This window comes from Neolewinella marina (assembly GCF_002631205.1).
Classification (GTDB): domain Bacteria; phylum Bacteroidota; class Bacteroidia; order Chitinophagales; family Saprospiraceae; genus Neolewinella; species Neolewinella marina.
In genome coordinates this window covers 23,707-41,460 of record NZ_PDLO01000005.1, presented here as the reverse complement: position 1 = coordinate 41,460, position 17,754 = coordinate 23,707, and the positions used below count along the sequence as shown (strand labels likewise).

16 protein-coding genes are annotated in these 17,754 nt (G+C 63.3%); 14 read left to right on the top strand and 2 right to left on the bottom strand.

The genetic code is table 11. From position 1 onward, the window contains the following. The first annotated feature begins 192 nt into the window (after nucleotides 1-192). Nucleotides 193-981, top strand: a complete 789-nt coding sequence (locus CGL56_RS12455; protein ID WP_245184059.1) for an SAM hydrolase/SAM-dependent halogenase family protein — start codon at nucleotides 193-195, stop codon at nucleotides 979-981. A gap of 7 nt (nucleotides 982-988) precedes the next feature. On the opposite strand, the gene CGL56_RS12450 is transcribed toward CGL56_RS12455, so the two are convergent. Next, complete coding sequence (locus CGL56_RS12450; protein WP_099106896.1) at nucleotides 989-1,540, bottom strand: DinB family protein; 552 nt, start codon at nucleotides 1,538-1,540, stop codon at nucleotides 989-991. 48 nt (nucleotides 1,541-1,588) lie between these two features. Beyond that, nucleotides 1,589-2,290, bottom strand: a complete 702-nt coding sequence (locus CGL56_RS12445; protein ID WP_099106895.1) for an alpha/beta hydrolase-fold protein — start codon at nucleotides 2,288-2,290, stop codon at nucleotides 1,589-1,591. Between the two features lie 62 nt (nucleotides 2,291-2,352). On the opposite strand from CGL56_RS12445, the gene CGL56_RS12440 reads away from it, so the two are divergent. The 13 genes from CGL56_RS12440 to mfd all read left to right on the top strand — a co-directional run bounded on the left by CGL56_RS12440 (nucleotide 2,353) and on the right by mfd (nucleotide 17,533). Continuing rightward, nucleotides 2,353-3,195, top strand: coding sequence for an alpha/beta hydrolase (locus tag CGL56_RS12440; protein ID WP_099106894.1), 843 nt, complete (start codon nucleotides 2,353-2,355; stop codon nucleotides 3,193-3,195). A 39-nt stretch (nucleotides 3,196-3,234) separates the two neighbouring features. Further along, nucleotides 3,235-4,026 carry a 3'(2'),5'-bisphosphate nucleotidase CysQ gene (gene cysQ / locus CGL56_RS12435; RefSeq protein WP_099106893.1) on the top strand — a complete coding sequence of 264 codons (792 nt, stop codon included), beginning with the start codon at nucleotides 3,235-3,237 and terminating at the stop codon, nucleotides 4,024-4,026. Next, nucleotides 4,026-4,811, top strand: coding sequence for a glycosyltransferase family 2 protein (locus CGL56_RS12430; RefSeq protein WP_099106892.1), 786 nt, complete (start codon nucleotides 4,026-4,028; stop codon nucleotides 4,809-4,811). The genes cysQ and CGL56_RS12430 overlap by 1 nt, the downstream gene beginning before the upstream one ends. A gap of 32 nt (nucleotides 4,812-4,843) precedes the next feature. Then, on the top strand, nucleotides 4,844-6,082 hold the full coding sequence (locus tag CGL56_RS12425) for an NAD(P)/FAD-dependent oxidoreductase (protein ID WP_167641589.1): 1,239 nt from the start codon (nucleotides 4,844-4,846) through the stop codon (nucleotides 6,080-6,082). A 5-nt stretch (nucleotides 6,083-6,087) separates the two neighbouring features. Next, a complete protein-coding gene (gene kynU, locus CGL56_RS12420) occupies nucleotides 6,088-7,326 on the top strand; it encodes a kynureninase (RefSeq protein WP_099106890.1) in 1,239 nt (412 codons plus the stop codon). A 194-nt stretch (nucleotides 7,327-7,520) separates the two neighbouring features. Further along, a complete protein-coding gene (locus tag CGL56_RS12415) occupies nucleotides 7,521-8,477 on the top strand; it encodes a DUF3089 domain-containing protein (RefSeq protein ID WP_167641590.1) in 957 nt (318 codons plus the stop codon). An 82-nt stretch (nucleotides 8,478-8,559) separates the two neighbouring features. After that, the gene (locus CGL56_RS12410; RefSeq protein WP_167641591.1) at nucleotides 8,560-9,066 is read left to right on the top strand and encodes a pyridoxamine 5'-phosphate oxidase family protein; all 507 of its coding nucleotides are present in this window, start codon (nucleotides 8,560-8,562) and stop codon (nucleotides 9,064-9,066) included. Nucleotides 9,067-9,179: 113 nt separating this feature from the next. Next, nucleotides 9,180-9,917: a hypothetical protein gene (locus CGL56_RS12405; RefSeq protein ID WP_099106887.1), complete on the top strand. Its 738-nt coding sequence runs from the start codon at nucleotides 9,180-9,182 to the stop codon at nucleotides 9,915-9,917. Nucleotides 9,918-9,950: 33 nt separating this feature from the next. Further along, nucleotides 9,951-10,451 (top strand): peptide-methionine (S)-S-oxide reductase, encoded by a 501-nt coding sequence (locus tag CGL56_RS12400; RefSeq protein ID WP_099106886.1) that lies wholly within the window; start codon nucleotides 9,951-9,953, stop codon nucleotides 10,449-10,451. A gap of 105 nt (nucleotides 10,452-10,556) precedes the next feature. Then, nucleotides 10,557-11,174 (top strand): GldL-related protein, encoded by a 618-nt coding sequence (locus CGL56_RS12395; RefSeq protein ID WP_099106885.1) that lies wholly within the window; start codon nucleotides 10,557-10,559, stop codon nucleotides 11,172-11,174. A 58-nt stretch (nucleotides 11,175-11,232) separates the two neighbouring features. After that, nucleotides 11,233-12,900 (top strand): type IX secretion system motor protein PorM/GldM, encoded by a 1,668-nt coding sequence (porM, locus tag CGL56_RS12390; RefSeq protein ID WP_099106884.1) that lies wholly within the window; start codon nucleotides 11,233-11,235, stop codon nucleotides 12,898-12,900. A 150-nt stretch (nucleotides 12,901-13,050) separates the two neighbouring features. Beyond that, nucleotides 13,051-13,956, top strand: a complete 906-nt coding sequence (gene porN / locus CGL56_RS12385) for a type IX secretion system ring subunit PorN/GldN (protein ID WP_099106883.1) — start codon at nucleotides 13,051-13,053, stop codon at nucleotides 13,954-13,956. A 166-nt stretch (nucleotides 13,957-14,122) separates the two neighbouring features. Then, nucleotides 14,123-17,533, top strand: a complete 3,411-nt coding sequence (gene mfd / locus CGL56_RS12380; RefSeq protein ID WP_099106882.1) for a transcription-repair coupling factor — start codon at nucleotides 14,123-14,125, stop codon at nucleotides 17,531-17,533. Nucleotides 17,534-17,754 lie beyond the last annotated feature (221 nt).

Here is a 17,754-nt window from a genome sequence, read left to right as displayed (position 1 = left end):
CGGGTTCGTGAGCAGGAGAAAGACTATGCGTATAACCGGGGCAGGAGTTGTGTGTGTTCGCGGAGATTGCCCTAGGAGCATCCGGCGGAAGTAATTCTCCGGGCGTGACCCGCAGCAAAGCTCCGGAACCATGGCCCGGAACCGGGGGCAATTCCTTCCGATGCTCTTACTTTGTGGCAAACCCCTGCGTATTTGGCCACCGCGAACCATACCCTGCTTACCCTGACGACTGACTTCGGGGGCCGCGACTTCCACCTGCCGCGGCTCAAGGCCCAGTTGTTGTCCGTTCAGCCGGACCTGCAGATCGTGGACATCAGCCACGACATCCCCACCTACGACATCGTCCGCGCGGCCTTCATCTTCAACAAGGTGTGGGACCACTACCCCAAGGGGACCATCCACCTGCTGAGCGTCTACGACTTTTATCAGCCGCGGGGCCGCTTCCTGGCCGCCTACCACGAGGGCCACTACTTCATTGCTCCGGACAACGGCATTTTCTCCCTGATCTTCGGAGCGGTGCCGGAGCAGACCTACGTGCTCGACGATTACGACAAGGATACCTCCCTGAGTACGATTTACGCCCGGGCGGTGAGCCACCTGGCCCGCCGCAAGCCCTTTCATGAGATCGGGGTGCCCGCCACCCGCTATACCGAGCGGCTCGCTTTCCAGCCGGTGATCGGGCCCAACTACATCCGGGGGTCGGTGGTCTTCATCGACCGCTTCGACAACGTGACCACCAACATCACCCGCAAACTCTTCGAGGAGGTGGGGGAGGGGCGCGGCTTCCAGTTGCTGGTCAAGCGGATGCCCCCCCTGGACGGCCTGAGCTTCCGCTACCACGACGTGCCCGAGGGTGAGCCCCTCTGCCGCTTCGATTCCGATGGGCTGCTGGAAATTGCCGTCAACCTGGGCCGTGCCGCCCCCCTGCTAGGCATCAACGTCGAGGACATGGTGCAGATCGAGTTCTTCGGGGTGTCCTGAGGGTTTACTACTCCGTTGACCCGTCTTCCGCATCGCGGCCAAACCGCTCGACGTTGTACCGCTCGGATTCACCCCGGGGGATGGAGAGCGACCGCCAGTCCGTGCCCCGGATCTGCTTGGCCAGCAGCACGATCTGCCCCACGTGGTAGCTGTAGTGGGCCAGTTGTCGGTTGAGGGCTTCAATCACCGTATGCCCTTCGTTGCGGATGTAGACCACCTCCCCGAGTAGTTCGGGGCGCAGTTCCGCCAGGGCGGTTTCCAGCACCCGCCACCCCTCGTCCCAGGCGGCCTGGAGGGCGTCGCGGTCCCGAAAATCGTCGACGAACTCGGTATCCCGTTGCCGCCAGGGTTTTTCGCCGTCCGTGTGGAGGAAGTCCGTCCACCGGCTCCGCATATTCCCGGCGAGGTGCTTGACGATCACCGCGATGCTGTTGGAGCGGGCCGCGTCGTCGCGTTGCAGTTCGGGGAAGCTGAGCTGGGCCATGGCCGCCTGCCCGAGCTGGCGGTAGTAGGCGAATCGGCTGCGGTAGCTGTCCAGCAGGTGGGTGGATAGGTCCATGGGGAGGGGGGATTTATGGACGGATTACGGCACCCGCACTCCGGTGCCCTAGATCATACTCACGTAGTGGGGCAGCATCTCCAGCCACAGGGGCCAGTCGTGCTCCACGTTGCCGCGCACGTCCAGCCAGTGGTCGATGCGCTTGCGGCGCAGTTTTTCCGAGAACTTGAGGTTGGCGTCCAGGCAGATGTCCCAGTTGCTGGTGCCGAGGATGATCTTCATGTTCCAGAGGTTCGGGTCGCTGGCCCCCTCGATGAAGTCCATCGGGTTGTTGAAGTAGGCGTTGTCGTCGTAGTAGCCCCGCAGGAAGGACTTGATGTCGAAGGCCCCGCTGAGGTTGAAGAGGTGGCTGACGTACTCCGGGTGGCGGAAGGCGAAGTTGGTGGCGCTGAAGCCCCCGAAGCTGATGCCCGCGCAGGCGATGCGCCCGGAGGGGGTGTTCCAGCGGATCTGGGGAACGAACTCCTCGTAGAGGAACCTGTCGTACTGTATGTGCCTTTCCAGCTTGTGGCGGGGGTGGATGTTGGCGTACCAGCTGGCATCGTTGATGCTGTCGGGGCAGAACACCTGGATGAAGCCCCGCTCCACGAACCAGCGCACGGAGTCGATCAGGCCGCGGTCCTTGGCTTCGTAGTAGCTCCCCAGGGTGGTGGGGAAGATCACCAGCGGGTAGCCGTGGGTGCCGAAGGTGAGCATCTTGACGTGGTGGCCGAGGTGGTGGCTGTAGAACTCGGTATAGGCTTCGTGCATGGGCGTCGGGGGCTGGCGGGCTTCAAGGTAGCAAACCGCGGCAATACTGCTACCTTTGGGGGGTGAAACCGCTTTCCTTCTTCCGGCAGCTGGCGGGCAGCCTGCTGTCCCGCCGCAGGGGCCTGCTGCGGCGTACCTATACCCTCCACAGTACCCACCTGGGCCGGGAGGTGCGGCTGGACGTGTACCGGCCCTCCGTGCCGCCCTGGCGACTACTTTCCCTGGTGATCTTCAACGACGGGCAGGACCTGGAGAAAATGAACCTGAAGAAGCGGCTGAGCAAGCTCTACCGCAAGGGCAACCTGCCGGCCACCCTGGTGGTGGGGGTACACGCCGGCGACCGGATGCAGGAGTACGGCACCGCGGGGCGCCGCGATCACGCGGGCAACGGGGCCGCCGCCCCGGCCTACGAGAAGTTCATCACCCTGGAACTGATCCCCTGGCTCGAAGACCACTACAACCTCTACCACGGCCCGGAGCGGCGCAGCATCGCGGGGTTCAGCCTGGGCGGTCTGAACGCCTTCGACCTGGCCTGGCGCAATCCCCAGCACTTCCGCACCGCCGGGGTGTTCAGCGGCTCCCTCTGGTACCGCCACAAGGCGTTTAACCCCAAGCTCCCCGACGCCCACCGCATCGTGCACGATTACGTGGCCAAACGGAAGAAAAAGACCATCTCCAACCGCTTCTGGTTCATGGCGGGCACCGCCGACGAGACGGAGGACCGCAACCAGAACGGCGTGATCGACTCCATCGACGATACCCTCCAGCTCATGGCCCTGCTGCGGGAGAAGGGGCTGGAGGTGGGCCGCGACATGGCCTACGTAGAGGTGGAGGGCGGCCGCCACGAACCGGAAACCTGGGGAGAAGTAGTGGGGGACTTCCTGAGCTGGGCCCTGCATCGCTGATCCGGTAGTCCGTCGGGGGCTTATCCTTACCTTTGCGCCATGGAAATTGACTACTTGAAGCTGGCCGGGGAAGTCGGCCAGATTACCCGCCGCGCCGGAGCCGCCATCCTCGAGATCTACAACAGCAACGATTTCGGCGTCGAACAAAAGGACGACGACAGCCCATTGACCAAGGCCGACAAGGCCGCCAATGCAGTGATCGTGGAGGGGCTGAAGGAACTGATCCTCCAAGCCCCCGTCGTGTCCGAGGAAGGCAAGGACATCCCCTACAGTGAGCGGCAGCAGTACACCCGCTTCTGGCTGGTGGACCCCCTGGACGGCACCAAGGAATTCATCAAGCGGAACGGCGAATTTACCGTCAACGTCGCCCTGGTGGAAAACGGCCGCCCCGTACTCGGGGCCGTCTACGTACCGGCCACCGACGAGCTGTACTACGCTGCCCAGGGTCGCGGCGCCTGGCAGGACGGCAGTGGTCAGATCCACGCGGCCTCCTTCACCCTCCAGGATCCCAACCTGCGGGTGGTGGCCAGCCGCAGCCACCTGAACGACAAGACCCAGGCCTTCATGGATCAACTGAACGAACCGGAAATCGTGAGCCGCGGCAGCTCCCTGAAGATCCTGGAACTGGCCCGGGGTGCCGCCCACCTGTACCCCCGCCTCGCACCGACCATGGAGTGGGACACCGCCGCAGCCCACGCCATTCTGGCGGAAGCCGGCGGCCGCCTCGTCAACGACGACACGGGCAAGGAGCTGGTCTACAACAAGGAAATTCTCCGCAACCCCCACTTCGTGGCCTATGGCCGGGTGAGCGAGGGGCAGTTGAGCTGCTGATGCGCCGCCCGCTTTCCATCATCTATACGACCTTCAATGAGATCGACATCATCGGGCGGTCCCTGGAAAGCGTCGAGGGGTGGAGCGACGACCTGCACGTGGTCGACAGCTTCAGTACCGATGGCACGGCGGAATGGCTGGCGGCCCGCCCCGACGTCCGCCTGACCCAGCGCGCCTACACCGGTCCGGCCGACCAGAAGAACTGGGCCATCGCCCGGGCCCGCCACGAGTGGGTACTGCTGCTGGACGCCGACGAGGTGGTAACCCCCGAGCTTCGGCGGGAGATTGATGACCTGCTGGCCGCCCCAGACTTGGTGGACGCCTACTGGATAGGCCGCGACAACTACTTCATGGGCCGCCCTATCCGCTACAGCGGATGGGGCAACGACCGGGTGGTACGTTTCTTCCACCGCGACCGGGCCCGCTACAACCAGCAGCAGGTCCACGAGGAAATTGAAGTCCGGAATTTGCGGGTGGGCAGCCTGCGGGGGCGCTTCCAACACTTTACCTTCAAGAGCGTGGACCACTTCCTGGACAAAAACCGGCGGTACGCCCGCTGGAAAGCCATGGACCAGGGGGCGTCGACGCCCCGGGTGGGGCTGTTCCACCTGCTGGTGAAGCCCGTCTTTCGCTTCTTCCGCCACTACGTGATCCAGGGCGGGTTCCGCGACGGACGGGAGGGACTCATCATCTGTACGGTGGCCGCCTACGGGGTCTTCCTCCGCTACGTATACCTGCTGGCGGAGCGGCGGGGAGGGGAGGGGAGAGGTGCCCCTTCGCCATAGTTTACCATCTTTACACCCCAAAATACCCAGTCTTGACCGATACCAGATTCGTCATCATCGGGGGCGGCGTAGCCGGCCTCGTTGCCGCGCTCACCCTGGAAGCCGCCGGCCACGCCCCCCTCATCCTGGAAAGCGAGGACGAGCCGGGAGGGCGGATGCGCACCGATCTGGTAGACGGGTTCCGGCTCGACCGCGGCTTTCAGGTGCTGCTTACCGATTACCCGGAGGTGAAGCGCTACCTCGACCTGGAGGCCCTGAACGTTCAGCCTTTCCGTCCGGGCGGCCACGTCCACACCCGACAACAGCATTTCCGCTTTGCCGATCCCCTGCGGGAGCCCGCCCAGCTGTTCCGCTCCCTGCTCTCGCCGGTGGGCACCCTGAACGACAAGATCCGCCTGGCCCAGCTCGGCATCAGCGTACGGCGGATCACGGCCGAAGACTGCTTCGCCGATCACACCTCCCGGCCCACGATGGACTACCTCTGGGATTACGGTTTCAGTGAGCAAATCGTGGAGCGGTTCTTCCGCCCCTTCTTCGGGGGCATCTTCCTGGAGCAGCAGCTGGAGACGCCGGCGGCCCTGTTCCGCTTCGTCCTCAAGATGTTTGCCCAGGGCAGCGCCGTGCTGCCCGCCGAAGGCATACAGGCGGTACCCCGCCAGCTGGCGGCCCGCCTCCAGCGCACCGAGATCCGCACCAACAGCCGGGTAACCGCCGTGGAAGGAGACCGCGTGCGCCTCGACGACGGCAGCAGCCTGACCGCCCGGGCCATCATCGTGGCCTGCCCCCCCGGCCCGCTCTTCCCCCAGCTGGCCGGAGAGCCCCAGCGCTGGAAGTCGACCACCAACCTCTACTTCTACAGCAACCGCCGGCAGAAGGAAAACCGGCTGATCAATCTGGTGGCCGACCCCACCAGTACCATCAACACCTTCAGCGTGGTGGACGAGGTGGCCCCTACCTACAAGTTGCACCAGCAGGGCGGCTCGCTCATCAGCGTGAGCCTGAAGGAACGCCCGGATTCCGACTCCATCGCCCAGGTGGAGCAGGACCTGCTGCGGCATACCCGCCTGCCGAACGATGCCCTCAGCTTCATCCGCCGCTACGACATTCCGCAGGCCCTGCCGGAAGTGAACCCCGTAGCCTACCGCTACGATGCTACCCAGAGCCGGCTCGCCGAACGCATCTTTCTGGCCGGCGACCAACAACTTAACGGATCCCTTGACGCGGCCCTGCGCAGCGGCCGCCTTGCCGCGGAGGGCGCCCTTCACACCTGATTGCCATGCTACGTCACGAGTTTCACATCCCCGAAGGCCCCGACGGCCACCCCCACCTCTACTTCTGCGGCAACAGCCTCGGCCTCCAGCCCCGGGCGGCGGCGGACTTTCTGCAACGGGAACTCGACAGCTGGCGCGACCGCGGCGTGGAAGGCTGGTGGGGCGGCCCCGAAGGCGGCTGGCTGGGCTACCACCGCCGCCTGCAGGAGGGGCTTGCCGCCATCGTCGGCGCCCGCCCGGATGAGGTGGTGGCCGCCAATGCCCTGACGGTGAACCTCCACCTGATGATGGTGACCTTCTTCCGCCCCCAGGGCCAGCGGCGCAAGATCATCATGGAGCGCGGTGCCTTCCCCAGCGACCAGCATGCCGTACACTCCCAGCTGCGCTACCACGGGCTGGACCCCGAACACGACCTGATCGAGGTGGGCCCCCGCCCCGGGCAGACGACCATCGATACCGCGGAGATCGTGGCCGCCATCGAGTCCGCCGGCGACGAACTGGCCCTCGTGCTGTGGAGCGGCATCCAGTACTACACCGGACAATTCTTCGACCTGCCCGCCATCGCCGCCGCCGGCCGCGGGGTAGGGGCCACCGTGGGCTTCGACCTGGCTCACGCCGCCGGGAACGTGCCCCTTTCCCTCCACGACTGGGACTGCGACTTCGCCGTTTGGTGCAATTATAAATACCTCAACGGCGGGCCCGGAGCCCCCGGTGGCCTCTTCGTCCACGAGCGCTACGCCGACCGCCCCGACCTGCCCCGCTTCGCCGGTTGGTGGGGGCACCGGGAGAGCGACCGCTTCCTGATGAAGCCGGAATTCCACCCCGCTTCCGGAGCCGCGGGCTGGCAGTTGTCGACCGCCCCCGTCCTCGGGCTGGCGCCCCTGCTGGCCAGCCTGCCCCTCTTCGCCCGCGCCGGCGGGATGGAGGCCCTCAGGGCCCGGAGCCGGGAACTGACCGCCCGCCTGTACGCCGAACTGCAGGCGCTGTCCGGCGTGAAGCTGCTGACCGGCAGCGACCCGGAGCAGCGCGGCGCCCAGGTATCCGTCTACGTACCCGGACACCGCCCCGACCTGGAGCGGGAGCTGTCGGCCCTCGGCCTGATCTGTGATTACCGTCAGGACAATCTCGAGGGCAGCGCCGGTGGTGTACTCCGCCTGGCCCCCGCCCCCCTCTACAACACCGCGGAGGAAGTAGCCCGGGTGCCCGAGCTGCTGGAACGGGCCCTCCACCCAATTCGGTCGTAGTGCAAACTTCTGGTAAAAATTCAGGGTTGTACCAACAACTATCCCAATCAAACCATGACCATTTTTCTCCTGGCAATTCTGGCGCTTATTGGCGTCTACCTGTCGCAGGGCAGCCACGTAAGTCAATAAGGACGATCGGCCTGGCACTGGGCGGTCTGCTGTTTTTACTCTCCGCCTGTGCCTCCCAACCCGCTTTGCCCCGGGCGGGTGAATTTACCGTTCCTCCCCCTCCCGATTACCGGCTCACCCAACACTGGGCGGCCCTGCCCTTTACCGATGATTTTGCCGATCGCACTCCCGGCGACAGCCTCCGCGATGCGCAGTCCACCGCCCGGGCGGATGTCTTTTTTGTCCACCCCACGATTTATACCGCTACCCGGCGGGACAACCGCTACTGGAACGCCAGCTTGTCCGACCAGGACCTGAACCGGAAGGTGGATGGGTCCACCATCCTGAACCAGGCCAGCGTCTTCAACGGGGCGGCGAAGGTCTATGCCCCCCGCTACCGACAGGCTCACCTGGGGGTCTTTTACCGGGAGGGCAGTGGAGTCAAGCAGCAGGCCCTGGACACGGCCTACGCAGATGTACTGGCCGCCTTCGATCACTACCTCCGCTACTACAACCAGGGGCGTCCCATCATCATCGCCGGCCACAGCCAGGGCACCCTGCACGCGATTCGGTTACTGGCGGATCGCTTCGTCGGCCGGCCCCTCCGCGACCAGCTCGTTGCGGCCTATCTGGTAGGGATGCCCGTTCGCCGGGCGGAGTTCCCGGATATTCCCGTCTGTACATCGCCGGAGCAGACCGGCTGCTTCGTGAGCTGGCGGACCTACCGGGAAGATTTCGAGCCCCCGCCCGGGACGGACGATCCGGAAGTGGCGGTGGTGAACCCGCTGACGTGGACGACCGCTGCGGGCCTAGCCCCGGCCAGCCTGAACGAGGGCAGCGTCCTCTATAACTACAATGCCGGCCCCATCCCCAATCTGGTCGGAGCTGAAATCCGCGGCGCGGCCCTCTTTACCAACCGGCCCCGCTTCTTTGGCGACGTTCTCTTCACCACCCGCAATTACCACGTGGCCGACTACAACCTGTTCTGGCTGAACGTGAGGAACAATGCGCGGACGCGGGTGCAGGGATTTCTCGGCGAATAGCCGGCACCCGCGGCCGCGCCCCGATGCAGAAGTTGCCCGAACCGCGGCTGTGGCGCCTACGTTCGGCTTACAAAAAGACACCATGGGCAAGACCGAAAACCTCTTCAGCCGCGAGGCCATCGAGAAGATCAAGAAAATTACCGGTGACGTGCGGACCTGCATGTTCTGCACCAACCTGGGCGAAAAGCCCTTCAGCAGTACCCCCATGGCTACCCAGCAGGTGGAGGAGGATGGCTCGATCTGGTTCTACAGCGCCAAGGACAGCGACCGGAACGCCGACCTGCAGCGCGACTCCGCCGCCCAGTTGATCTACAGCAGCCAGAACAACGAGGAGTATCTCAGCCTCTTCGGGGAGGCCGTGGTCCTCTACGACCGGCAGAAAGCGGAAGAACTATGGTCGCCCCTCTCCAAGGTGTGGTTCCAGGAAGGACCGCTGGACCCCAACCTGAGCCTGATCCACTTCAAGCCCCGGGAGGGCTACTACTGGGATACCCAGCACGGCAAGGTGGTCGCTTTCGCCAAGATGGCCGCCTCGGTGGTCGTGGGTAAAACGATGGACGACGGGGTGCAGGGCACCATAAAACCCTGACCAAGACCAAACGTAGCCGTTTTTAAACGCATATAATCGCAAGTAAACGGATAAAGGACGAGTATACCGGAAGGATGGCGGCAAGTTTGGGACGAACCCAAATCACTTGCGTCATGAACAGAACCGAACTCACTACCCACCTTCACGCCCTGTACAGCGGGGTGGACCCCGGAACCAACCTTCCTGCTCCCAATGGCAGTTGCCTTTACGACCCGGACGTGCGCCGGGCGCTTGGGCACATGCTGCGCAGCCTGGCCGACCGGGAATCAGCGACGTCGGTCATCACCCCCGCCGAGGTAGCCAGCCTCCGCGACGACCTGCGGGACCTGGGCTACGAGCCGACGGTGGCCCAGCTTTCCAAGGTGCTCATCGGCAGTGCGAGCATCGTCGATCCCCGTATCCGTTGTCTTCCCGCCTTCCGCAAATACCGGGGAGTGTTTCCCCGGCGGGCCATCGTGGCCGCCTTGCAGGAACAGGCCGAAGCCGAACCTGTCCGGGCAACCGAGCTGCGGGCGGCGGGAGAAAGCGGCTGGGAGGAGGAGGATTTCTTCGACACCGACCCCTTTGACAAGCTGGAAGCCGGGAAAGCCGAGGAACTGGGCGCGGAAGTCGCCGCCCTTGGGCTCCGCAAGGCCACGGAAAAGCTGCCGGCGTACATCCAGCGCGCCCGGCAGCGGCTGCCCCGGGCCTTTGAGCCGTGGATGGGGGAGGAGCGGGCCCTGCTCATCGAGGCCATGTGCTACACCAACGACGCCGAGCGGCTGGCCATCCTGTTTGGCCGGTCGGCGTCGGCCGTACGACGCGAGGGCAAAAGACTCATCTGGAAGAGCCGGCAAAAGGCGGTGGCCTGACATCCATACTTTCCCCGAGGGTGTTTACCCGGGGTGTCTGATCTACAACGCATTGGCCTGGGTGGCGGCTGCCACTGGTGTACGGAGGGCGTCTTCGTCTCCCTGGCCGGCGTGGTGGGCGTGGAACAGGGGTGGATCGCTTCCCGCCCGCCCCACGCTGCCTTCTCGGAGGCGGTGATTGTCCACTTCGATCCGGGGCGGATTGCCCTGGCGGAACTGCTTGCGGTACACCTGACTACCCACGCCGCGACCAGCGATCACGGATTGCGGGGGCGGTACCGTTCGGCGGTGTATTCCTTCAATACCGCGCAGTTTGACCTCTGTACAATGGTGCTCGGGGAACTGGGCCGGACGTACGAGCGGCCGCTGGTGACTCGGGTGCTGCCCTTTGCCGGCTTCCGGGCTTCGGCCCCTGAATACCGGGACTATTACCGCAGTGATCCCGGGCGCCCCTTTTGCCGGCGGTACATCGCCCCGAAGCTCGAACGGCTGCGGGCTGACCGGCCGTACCTTTTTTTAACGCCTAAGCAATAAGGGCTATGTTCACGCTGTTAAAACCCCGTTAATTACACTGGTGCGGCTGCCGCAGTCGGCTCGCCTCCCTTTTCTCTCCCGTTATTCCTAATCCATACTACTCCTATGGGCTTTTTTAAATCCCCCACGTTCAAGTACATCAAGAACTTCATCATCGGTGTCGGCGCGGCCGTCGTCATGCTTGGAGCGCTTTACAAAATCCAGTCCTGGGAAATGCCTACCATCGGTGGCGTAACCATTGACCTGCTGACCCTGGGACTAGGGGTAGAAGCCGGTCTCTTCCTCCTGATCGGAATCCTGGGGCCCGACCCCGACTACTACTGGGACAAACTCTACCCCGGCCTGTCGAGCTACGACGGCGACGTACAGCCCCTCACCCCCGGTGCCGTAACCACCACCACCCCCCAGGTGGCCGCCCTGAACGGCGAAGTCGTGGAAGAGCAGCTCGGTGGAATGCTGGTGGAACTGCAGACCATGTCGAAGAGCATGAGCAGCCTGAAGGCCCTGCAGGACGCCGACTTCAGCGGTACCTCCGCCCAGATCAAGCAGATGGGTAACTTTTACGCCAAGCTGAACGAGGCCATGGCCGACCTGGCCGCTACTTCCGACGAGACCAAGGTCTACAAGAAGAACCTCCAGGAGCTCAACGGCAACCTGACCACCCTGAACAATGTGTACGGGAACATGATCAGTGCCATGCGCGCCCCGACGGCCAAAGTATAATCCCAACATTCTAAACCCCTGACCGCCCCCGCCTCGGCGGTCCCAATCAACACATTGTATGTCAATTCCAAAGGAACCCCGGCAGTTGATGATCAATATCATGTACTTGGTATTGATGGCACTGCTGGCCCTCAACGTCTCCGCTGAGGTGATGGATGCCTTTCAGACCCTCGACCAGGGCAACAAGAACAGTATCGCCACCGTAGACGAACAGATCGAAGAAACCGTCGCCAGCCTCAACGACCTCCTCAAGGACGAATCGAAGGCCAAGTACCGGGTGCTTCAACCCGCCATCGAGGACATCCGCCGGGAGGTAGCTTCCTTCAACACCTACGTTGGCGACCTGCGCGACACCCTCATCGACGTTTCCGGCAACAACGACGGAGAAGTCACCACCGAGGGCGACTACATCGAAAGCCACGGCGTCCTGGCCCCCAAGGGCAAGAAGAACAAGGACGTGACCACCCGCCTGCTGGTGCAGGGCCCCGACGGGCAGATCCGGGAAGGCGTCGGTGCCGGTGAAGAGCTGAAGCAGCGCATCATCGAAACCCGTCAGCGGCTGATCGATATCTACAGCAACCTGCTCAACGAGCACGGGGAGACCCTGCAGCTCAACGAGGCGCAGCGGCAGGCCCGCATCGCCAGCGTGGCCGAGAATATGCCCTTCAGCATCGACGACGATACCTGGCGCACCTCCAACAACAAGAAGGTAAGTTGGGCCGACCACAAGTTTGGTCACATGCCCCTGGCCGCGGTACTGCCCCTGATGTCGCAGATCCAGTCCGACCTGAAGGTGTCCGAAGCCAACCTCGTCAACGACATCGTGCAGATGGCCGGCGGCAAGCAGATCGTCTTCGACAAGTTCTTCCCCGTCTTCCAGGCCGACAAGAGCTACGTCATCGGCGGTGAGCGCCTGAACGCCAAGGTGTCCGTAGGCAGCTACTCCAGCTCCCTCCAGCCCGAGAACATCACCCTGCGGGTGAACGGCCAGAACCTGCCGATCAAGGCCGACGGTACGGCCGACTTCAGCCTGGTGGCCAGTGGCGCCCCCGGTCCCAAGACCATCCGTACCTACGTAGCCGTCAAGAACCCCCTCACTGGTGAGGTCGTGGAGCAGGACGGTGAGTTCACCTACGAGATCGGTACCCGCTCCGTAGCGGTATCCGCCGACAAGATGAACGTCTTCTACATGGGCGTAGATAACCCCCTCACCGTAGCCGCCGCCGGCGTGGCCTCCAACGACGTCCGCGTGAGCTTCGGCGACGCCATCACCGGCACCGGATCGGGCAACAGCTACGTGGTCCGCGGGGTACGCCCCACCGGCAACGGTACGACCAACGTAACGGTAACCGCCAACGGCCAGACGCTGGGTACCTTCCCCTTCCGCGTCAAGCCCATCCCCGATCCGGTACCCACCATGGGTGGCGAGCAGGGTGGCGACATTGCCAACTCTACCTTCCGGGCCCAGCGGGGCCTCTTCGCGGAGCTGAAGAACTTCGACTTTGACGCCCGCTGTGAGATTGCCGGCTTCCAGATGCTGTACGTTCCCGCCCGGGAAGACGCCCTGGTAGCCTCCAACCCCGGAGGAGCCTTTGCCGGACAGGCCGCCGCCCTCGTAGGCCGTGCCAAGCCCGGAGACAACTACCTGTTCAAGAACATCAAGGCCAAGTGCCCGGGCGACAGCGCTCCCCGCGACCTCGGTACCATGTCGTTCACGATCCGGTAACCCCTTTCGGCCCCTGGCCGACCAACCCCGGCGGGCCGGTAGCAGTTCTTGCTGTTACCGGCCCGTTTTTGGTAGACGGCATACCATAGCCCCGGCGAACAACGTTGTGCATAAGTCAGTATGATTAATTTTCAAACTACCTCCTCCCACATGAAGGCAGCTTATAAGATGGTTCTGTTGCTCCTCGTCGCGGTTTCCGCCGTGGCTTCCGCCCAGACCCCCAATAACCCCGAGCAGCAGCCCAGCACCTTTACGCTCCCCGGCGCCGGTGACGACAATGTCCTTATGCAAGGGGAAGAGTTCAAACCGCCCCTCAACGACATCGTCGACGGCACCTCCATCCGCGAGCGCCGCGTACTGCCCTACGAGAACCTGCGTGAGGCCGACATCATGTGGAAGCGGCGCATCTGGCGCGTCATCGACGTCCAGGAAAAGATCAACCTGCCCTTCATCAACCCCCAGCGGCCCCTGATCACCATCCTGCTGGAAGCCGCCCAGAACGGCGATCTGCGGGTGTTTGACCCCATTGGCGGAGACAACTTCTCCATGCTGATGGACCAGCAGACCCTGCAGCAGATGGCCGGCGGTATCGATACCGTACTGGTCACCGACCCCAACACCTACGAGCAGGTGGAGGTGTACGAGGAGCGCCTCTTCGACCCCACCAGCGTAATGCGGTACCGCATCCAGGAAATGTGGTTCTTCGACAAGGAGAGCAGCACCATGAAGGTGCGCATCCTCGGCATCGCCCCGATGATCCAGGAAACCACCGAGAACAGCCGCACCATCGAGCGGCCCATGTTCTGGGTCTACTACCCCGAAGCCCGCCAGCTGCTGGCCAACGAAAGCGCCTTCGCCTACGGCAACGACGCGGCCAACCGCAGCTGGGAGGACGTCTTCGAATACCGCTTCTTCAACAGCTACATCACCAAGGCCAGCAACGTCCTCGACGAGCGGATCGACCGCCCCGAGCGCAGCGGCCGCGAGCAGCTGATCGAATCCGAGCGCATCAAGCAGGAGATCTTCAACTACGAGCAGGACCTCTGGAGCTACTAGGCCCGGTCCTTTCCCCGGCGGGACAACCGCCCGGCAATTCAGGCGTGGCAGATCGGAGCAATCCGGTCTGCCACGCCTGCGTTTGGCCCCCCGGCTCTGAATTCCGTAAAACCCAGGTCCGCCCGCGGCGGTTAATGGGGTGTACCTTTCCCAAACTCCTTTTCTTTTGAATCCGACCGAGCAGTTAGTGCAGCGTTACGCCGAAAGCGACCGGGTAGCGAAGATCCTTTCCTTTACCCGGCCCAACGGCGATGATGCCCCGCGTGTCCAGCTGCGCGGCCTGGCCGGAGCCCTGGAAAGCTTCCTGCTGGCGGGTTGCTACCACAAGGCGGGCGGCCACTTCCTGGTGGTAGCCACCGACAAGGAGGAAGCCGCCTACATCCAGAACTCCATCGCCGCCCTGCTGCCCAAAAAGCAGGTCCGCCTGCTGCCCGACAGCTTCCGGCGGCCCCTCTACTTCGACGTGCTGGACACCACCAACGTCCTCATGCGGACGGAGACCATCAACTACCTCACCCACAGCCAGTCGAAGGGGGAGATCGTGGTCACCTACCCCGAAGCCCTCTTCGAGCAGGTGGTGGCACCAAACGTGCTCACCGCCAGCCGCATTGAAATCACCAAGGGGGAGGACATCGACGTCGACACCATCATCGAGGTGCTGGTGGAGTACGGCTTCAAGCGGGAGGAGTTCGTCTACGAGCCCGGACAGTTCAGCATCCGGGGGGGCATCATCGACATCTTCAGCTACGGCAACGAGTACCCCTACCGAATCGAGCTCTTCGACGACGAGGTAGAGAGCATTCGCACCTTCGACCCCCTCCACCAGCTTTCGGTGGAGAGCGTCAGCTACGTGAGCATCGTCCCGAACATCAACACCAAGTTCGAGCGCAACCAGAAGACGAGCATTTTTAACGTTCTGCCGGAGAATACCACCATCTGGCTCAAGGATTTCCAGCTGCTGCTCGACCGCCTAGGGGAGGCCTTCCGCAAGGCCGAGGAGTTTGGCAAGAACCTCACCCTGATCGATGATGAGGAGCTCAAGCAGCTCTTCGACGACCGCGCCTTCATCCGCCCAGGCGAGGTCATGGACGACGTGAGCGGCAAGCCCATCGTCTTCTTCAGCGACTACAAGCAGCCGGTCAAGATCGACCACGCCATTGACTGCCGCGCCAAGCCGCAACCCAGCTTCAACAAGAACTTCGAACTGCTGATCCGCAACCTGCTGGAGAATACCTCCTCCGGACTGACCAACTACATCTTCACCGACAACCCCAAGCAGATCGAGCGCTTCTACTCGATCTTCCGCGACCTGAACGCCGACGTGCGCTTCGAGCCGGTGCCGGTGTCCATCCACGCCGGCTTCATCGACTCCGAACTGGAGGCGGCCTGCTATACCGACCATCAGATCTTCGAGCGTTTCCACCGCTACAAGCTGCGCCGCGGCTTCACCCGCGACCAGGCCCTGAACCTGCGCCTGCTCCGCGACCTGACGCCCGGCGACCTGGTGGTACACATCGACCACGGGGTCGGCCGCTTCTCCGGACTGGAAAAGCTGGAGATCAACGGCAAGGTGCAGGAGTCGGTACGCATGGTGTACAAGAACAACGACATACTCTACGTCGGCATCAACTCCCTCCACAAGCTCTCGAAGTACAGCGGCAAGGACGGACAGCTGCCGCGGCTGGACAAGATCGGCGGCGACCACTGGAAGAACCTGAAGTCGCGGACCAAAAAGAAAATGAAGGACATGGCCGGCGAGCTCATCAAGCTCTACGCCAAGCGCAAGGCCACCCCCGGCCACGCCTTTCCCCCCGACGGCTACCTGCAGAACGAGCTGGAAGCCAGCTTCATCTACGAGGATACTCCCGACCAGCTCAAGGCCACCAACGACGTGAAGGGCGATATGATGAAGCCCCACCCGATGGACCGGCTGATTTGCGGCGACGTGGGCTTCGGCAAGACGGAAATCGCCCTGCGCGCCACCTTCAAGGCCGCCGCCGATGGCAAGCAGGTGGCGGTACTCGTGCCCACCACCATCCTGGCCCTCCAGCACTTCCGCACCTTCAAGGAACGCCTCGACGAATTCGGCGTCTCCGTCGACTACATCAACCGCTTCCGCACCGCCAAACAGAAAACGGAGATCTTCAAGCGCCTCAAGGAGGGCAAGCTCGACGTACTCATTGGCACCCACGCTATCCTGAGCAAGCGGGCCGAGTTCAAGGACCTCGGACTGCTCATCATCGACGAGGAGCAGAAGTTCGGCGTGAAGGCCAAGGAGAAACTGCGGGCCATCCAGGTCAACGTAGACACCCTCACCCTCACCGCCACGCCCATCCCGCGGACCATGCAGTTCAGCCTCATGAACGCCCGCGACCTGTCGGTGATCCGCACCCCCCCGCCGAACCGCCAGCCCATCCACACCGAGGTGCGGCAGTTCAATGAAGACGTGATCAAGGAGGCCATCGAGAATGAGGTGTACCGCGGCGGACAGGTCTTCTTCGTCCACAACCGCGTGAAGAGCCTCACCGACATCGTTACCATGCTCCGCCGACTGTGCCCCGACGTGCAGTTTGCCGCCGCCCACGGGCAGATGGACCCCAAGGAACTGGAACAAACGCTGATCGAGTTCATCGACCGCAAGTACGACGTGCTGGTGTCCACCAACATCATCGAAACCGGGCTGGACATCGCCAATGCGAACACCATCATCATCAACAACGCCCACCAGTTTGGCCTTAGTGACCTCCACCAGCTCCGGGGTCGGGTAGGACGCTCGAACAAGAAGGCCTACTGCTACCTCATTGCACCCGCGCTCAGCGTCCTGACCCCCGACGCCCGCAAGCGGCTGCGTACCCTGGAAGAGTTCAGCGACCTGGGCAGCGGCTTCAACATCGCCATGAAGGACCTCGACATCCGGGGCGCCGGCAACCTGCTGGGTGGCGAGCAGTCGGGCTTCATCGCCGACATCGGCTACGAAACCTACCAGCGCATCCTGGAGGAAGCCGTGCGCGAGCTGAAGCAGGGGGAATTCCGCGACGTATTCGCCGATACCATGACCGAAGGCAGCGACTTCGTGCGGGAGGTGACCATTGAGACGGACACCGAGATGCACATCCCGACGGACTACGTGGAATCTACCCAGGAACGGCTGCGGCTGTACCAGGACCTCGATAACCTGGAGGATGAGGCCGGACTGGAGGCCTACGCCAACGGCCTCAAGGACCGCTTCGGACCCATCCCCGACCAGGTCAACGAGCTCTTCGACGGACTGCGGCTCCGGTGGCTGTGCCGGCAGCTCGGCTTCGACCGCGTGGTACTTAAAAACGACAAGCTCATGTGCTTCTTCGTGGAGGACGCCCAGTCGCTCTACTACGATTCGGCCATCTTCCGCGCCCTCAGCAGCATCATCGCCGAGGAGGGCAAGCTGCGCGGACTGCAATTGAAGCAGACACCGCGCCGGCTCTCCCTCATCAAGGAGCGGGTCTTCAACCTCACCCAGGCCCAGGACGTACTCGAAGCCCTGGCCAAGCGGGTAGACGAAGTCAAGGCCGAGAAGGAACTGGAGAAGGCCATGTAAGGGCGGCGGGGTCCGCGGGTGCCGTGTACGGCGCGTGAATCCTCCCGGCCCCCCGAATGAGACAGTAGAATCCCCTGCTGCCGTCCCCCAGGGGCCAGGAAAGCGGGGTCTTTTCGCGGTGAACGATTTGTGCCCCCTCATAGAGATGAACGGAACCGCTGTGGCTGAAACCGACCGTTAGTTTTGCCAGACGATGAAATGTCAGAATTTCATTCGCTCTC

Excerpts from the sequence above, each read along its gene's own strand:
- CGL56_RS12430 (WP_099106892.1), top strand. The coding sequence starts at position 4,026 with ATGCGCCGCCCGCTTTCCATCATCTATACGACCTTCAATGAGATCGAC.
- CGL56_RS12450 (WP_099106896.1), bottom strand. The coding sequence starts at position 1,540 with ATGGACCTATCCACCCACCTGCTGGACAGCTACCGCAGCCGATTCGCC.
- CGL56_RS12445 (WP_099106895.1), bottom strand. The coding sequence starts at position 2,290 with ATGCACGAAGCCTATACCGAGTTCTACAGCCACCACCTCGGCCACCAC.
- porN (WP_099106883.1), top strand. The coding sequence starts at position 13,051 with ATGAAGGCAGCTTATAAGATGGTTCTGTTGCTCCTCGTCGCGGTTTCC.
- cysQ (WP_099106893.1), top strand. The coding sequence starts at position 3,235 with ATGGAAATTGACTACTTGAAGCTGGCCGGGGAAGTCGGCCAGATTACC.
- CGL56_RS12410 (WP_167641591.1), top strand. The coding sequence starts at position 8,560 with ATGGGCAAGACCGAAAACCTCTTCAGCCGCGAGGCCATCGAGAAGATC.
- porM (WP_099106884.1), top strand. The coding sequence starts at position 11,233 with ATGTCAATTCCAAAGGAACCCCGGCAGTTGATGATCAATATCATGTAC.
- CGL56_RS12405 (WP_099106887.1), top strand. The coding sequence starts at position 9,180 with ATGAACAGAACCGAACTCACTACCCACCTTCACGCCCTGTACAGCGGG.
- CGL56_RS12395 (WP_099106885.1), top strand. The coding sequence starts at position 10,557 with ATGGGCTTTTTTAAATCCCCCACGTTCAAGTACATCAAGAACTTCATC.
- kynU (WP_099106890.1), top strand. The coding sequence starts at position 6,088 with ATGCTACGTCACGAGTTTCACATCCCCGAAGGCCCCGACGGCCACCCC.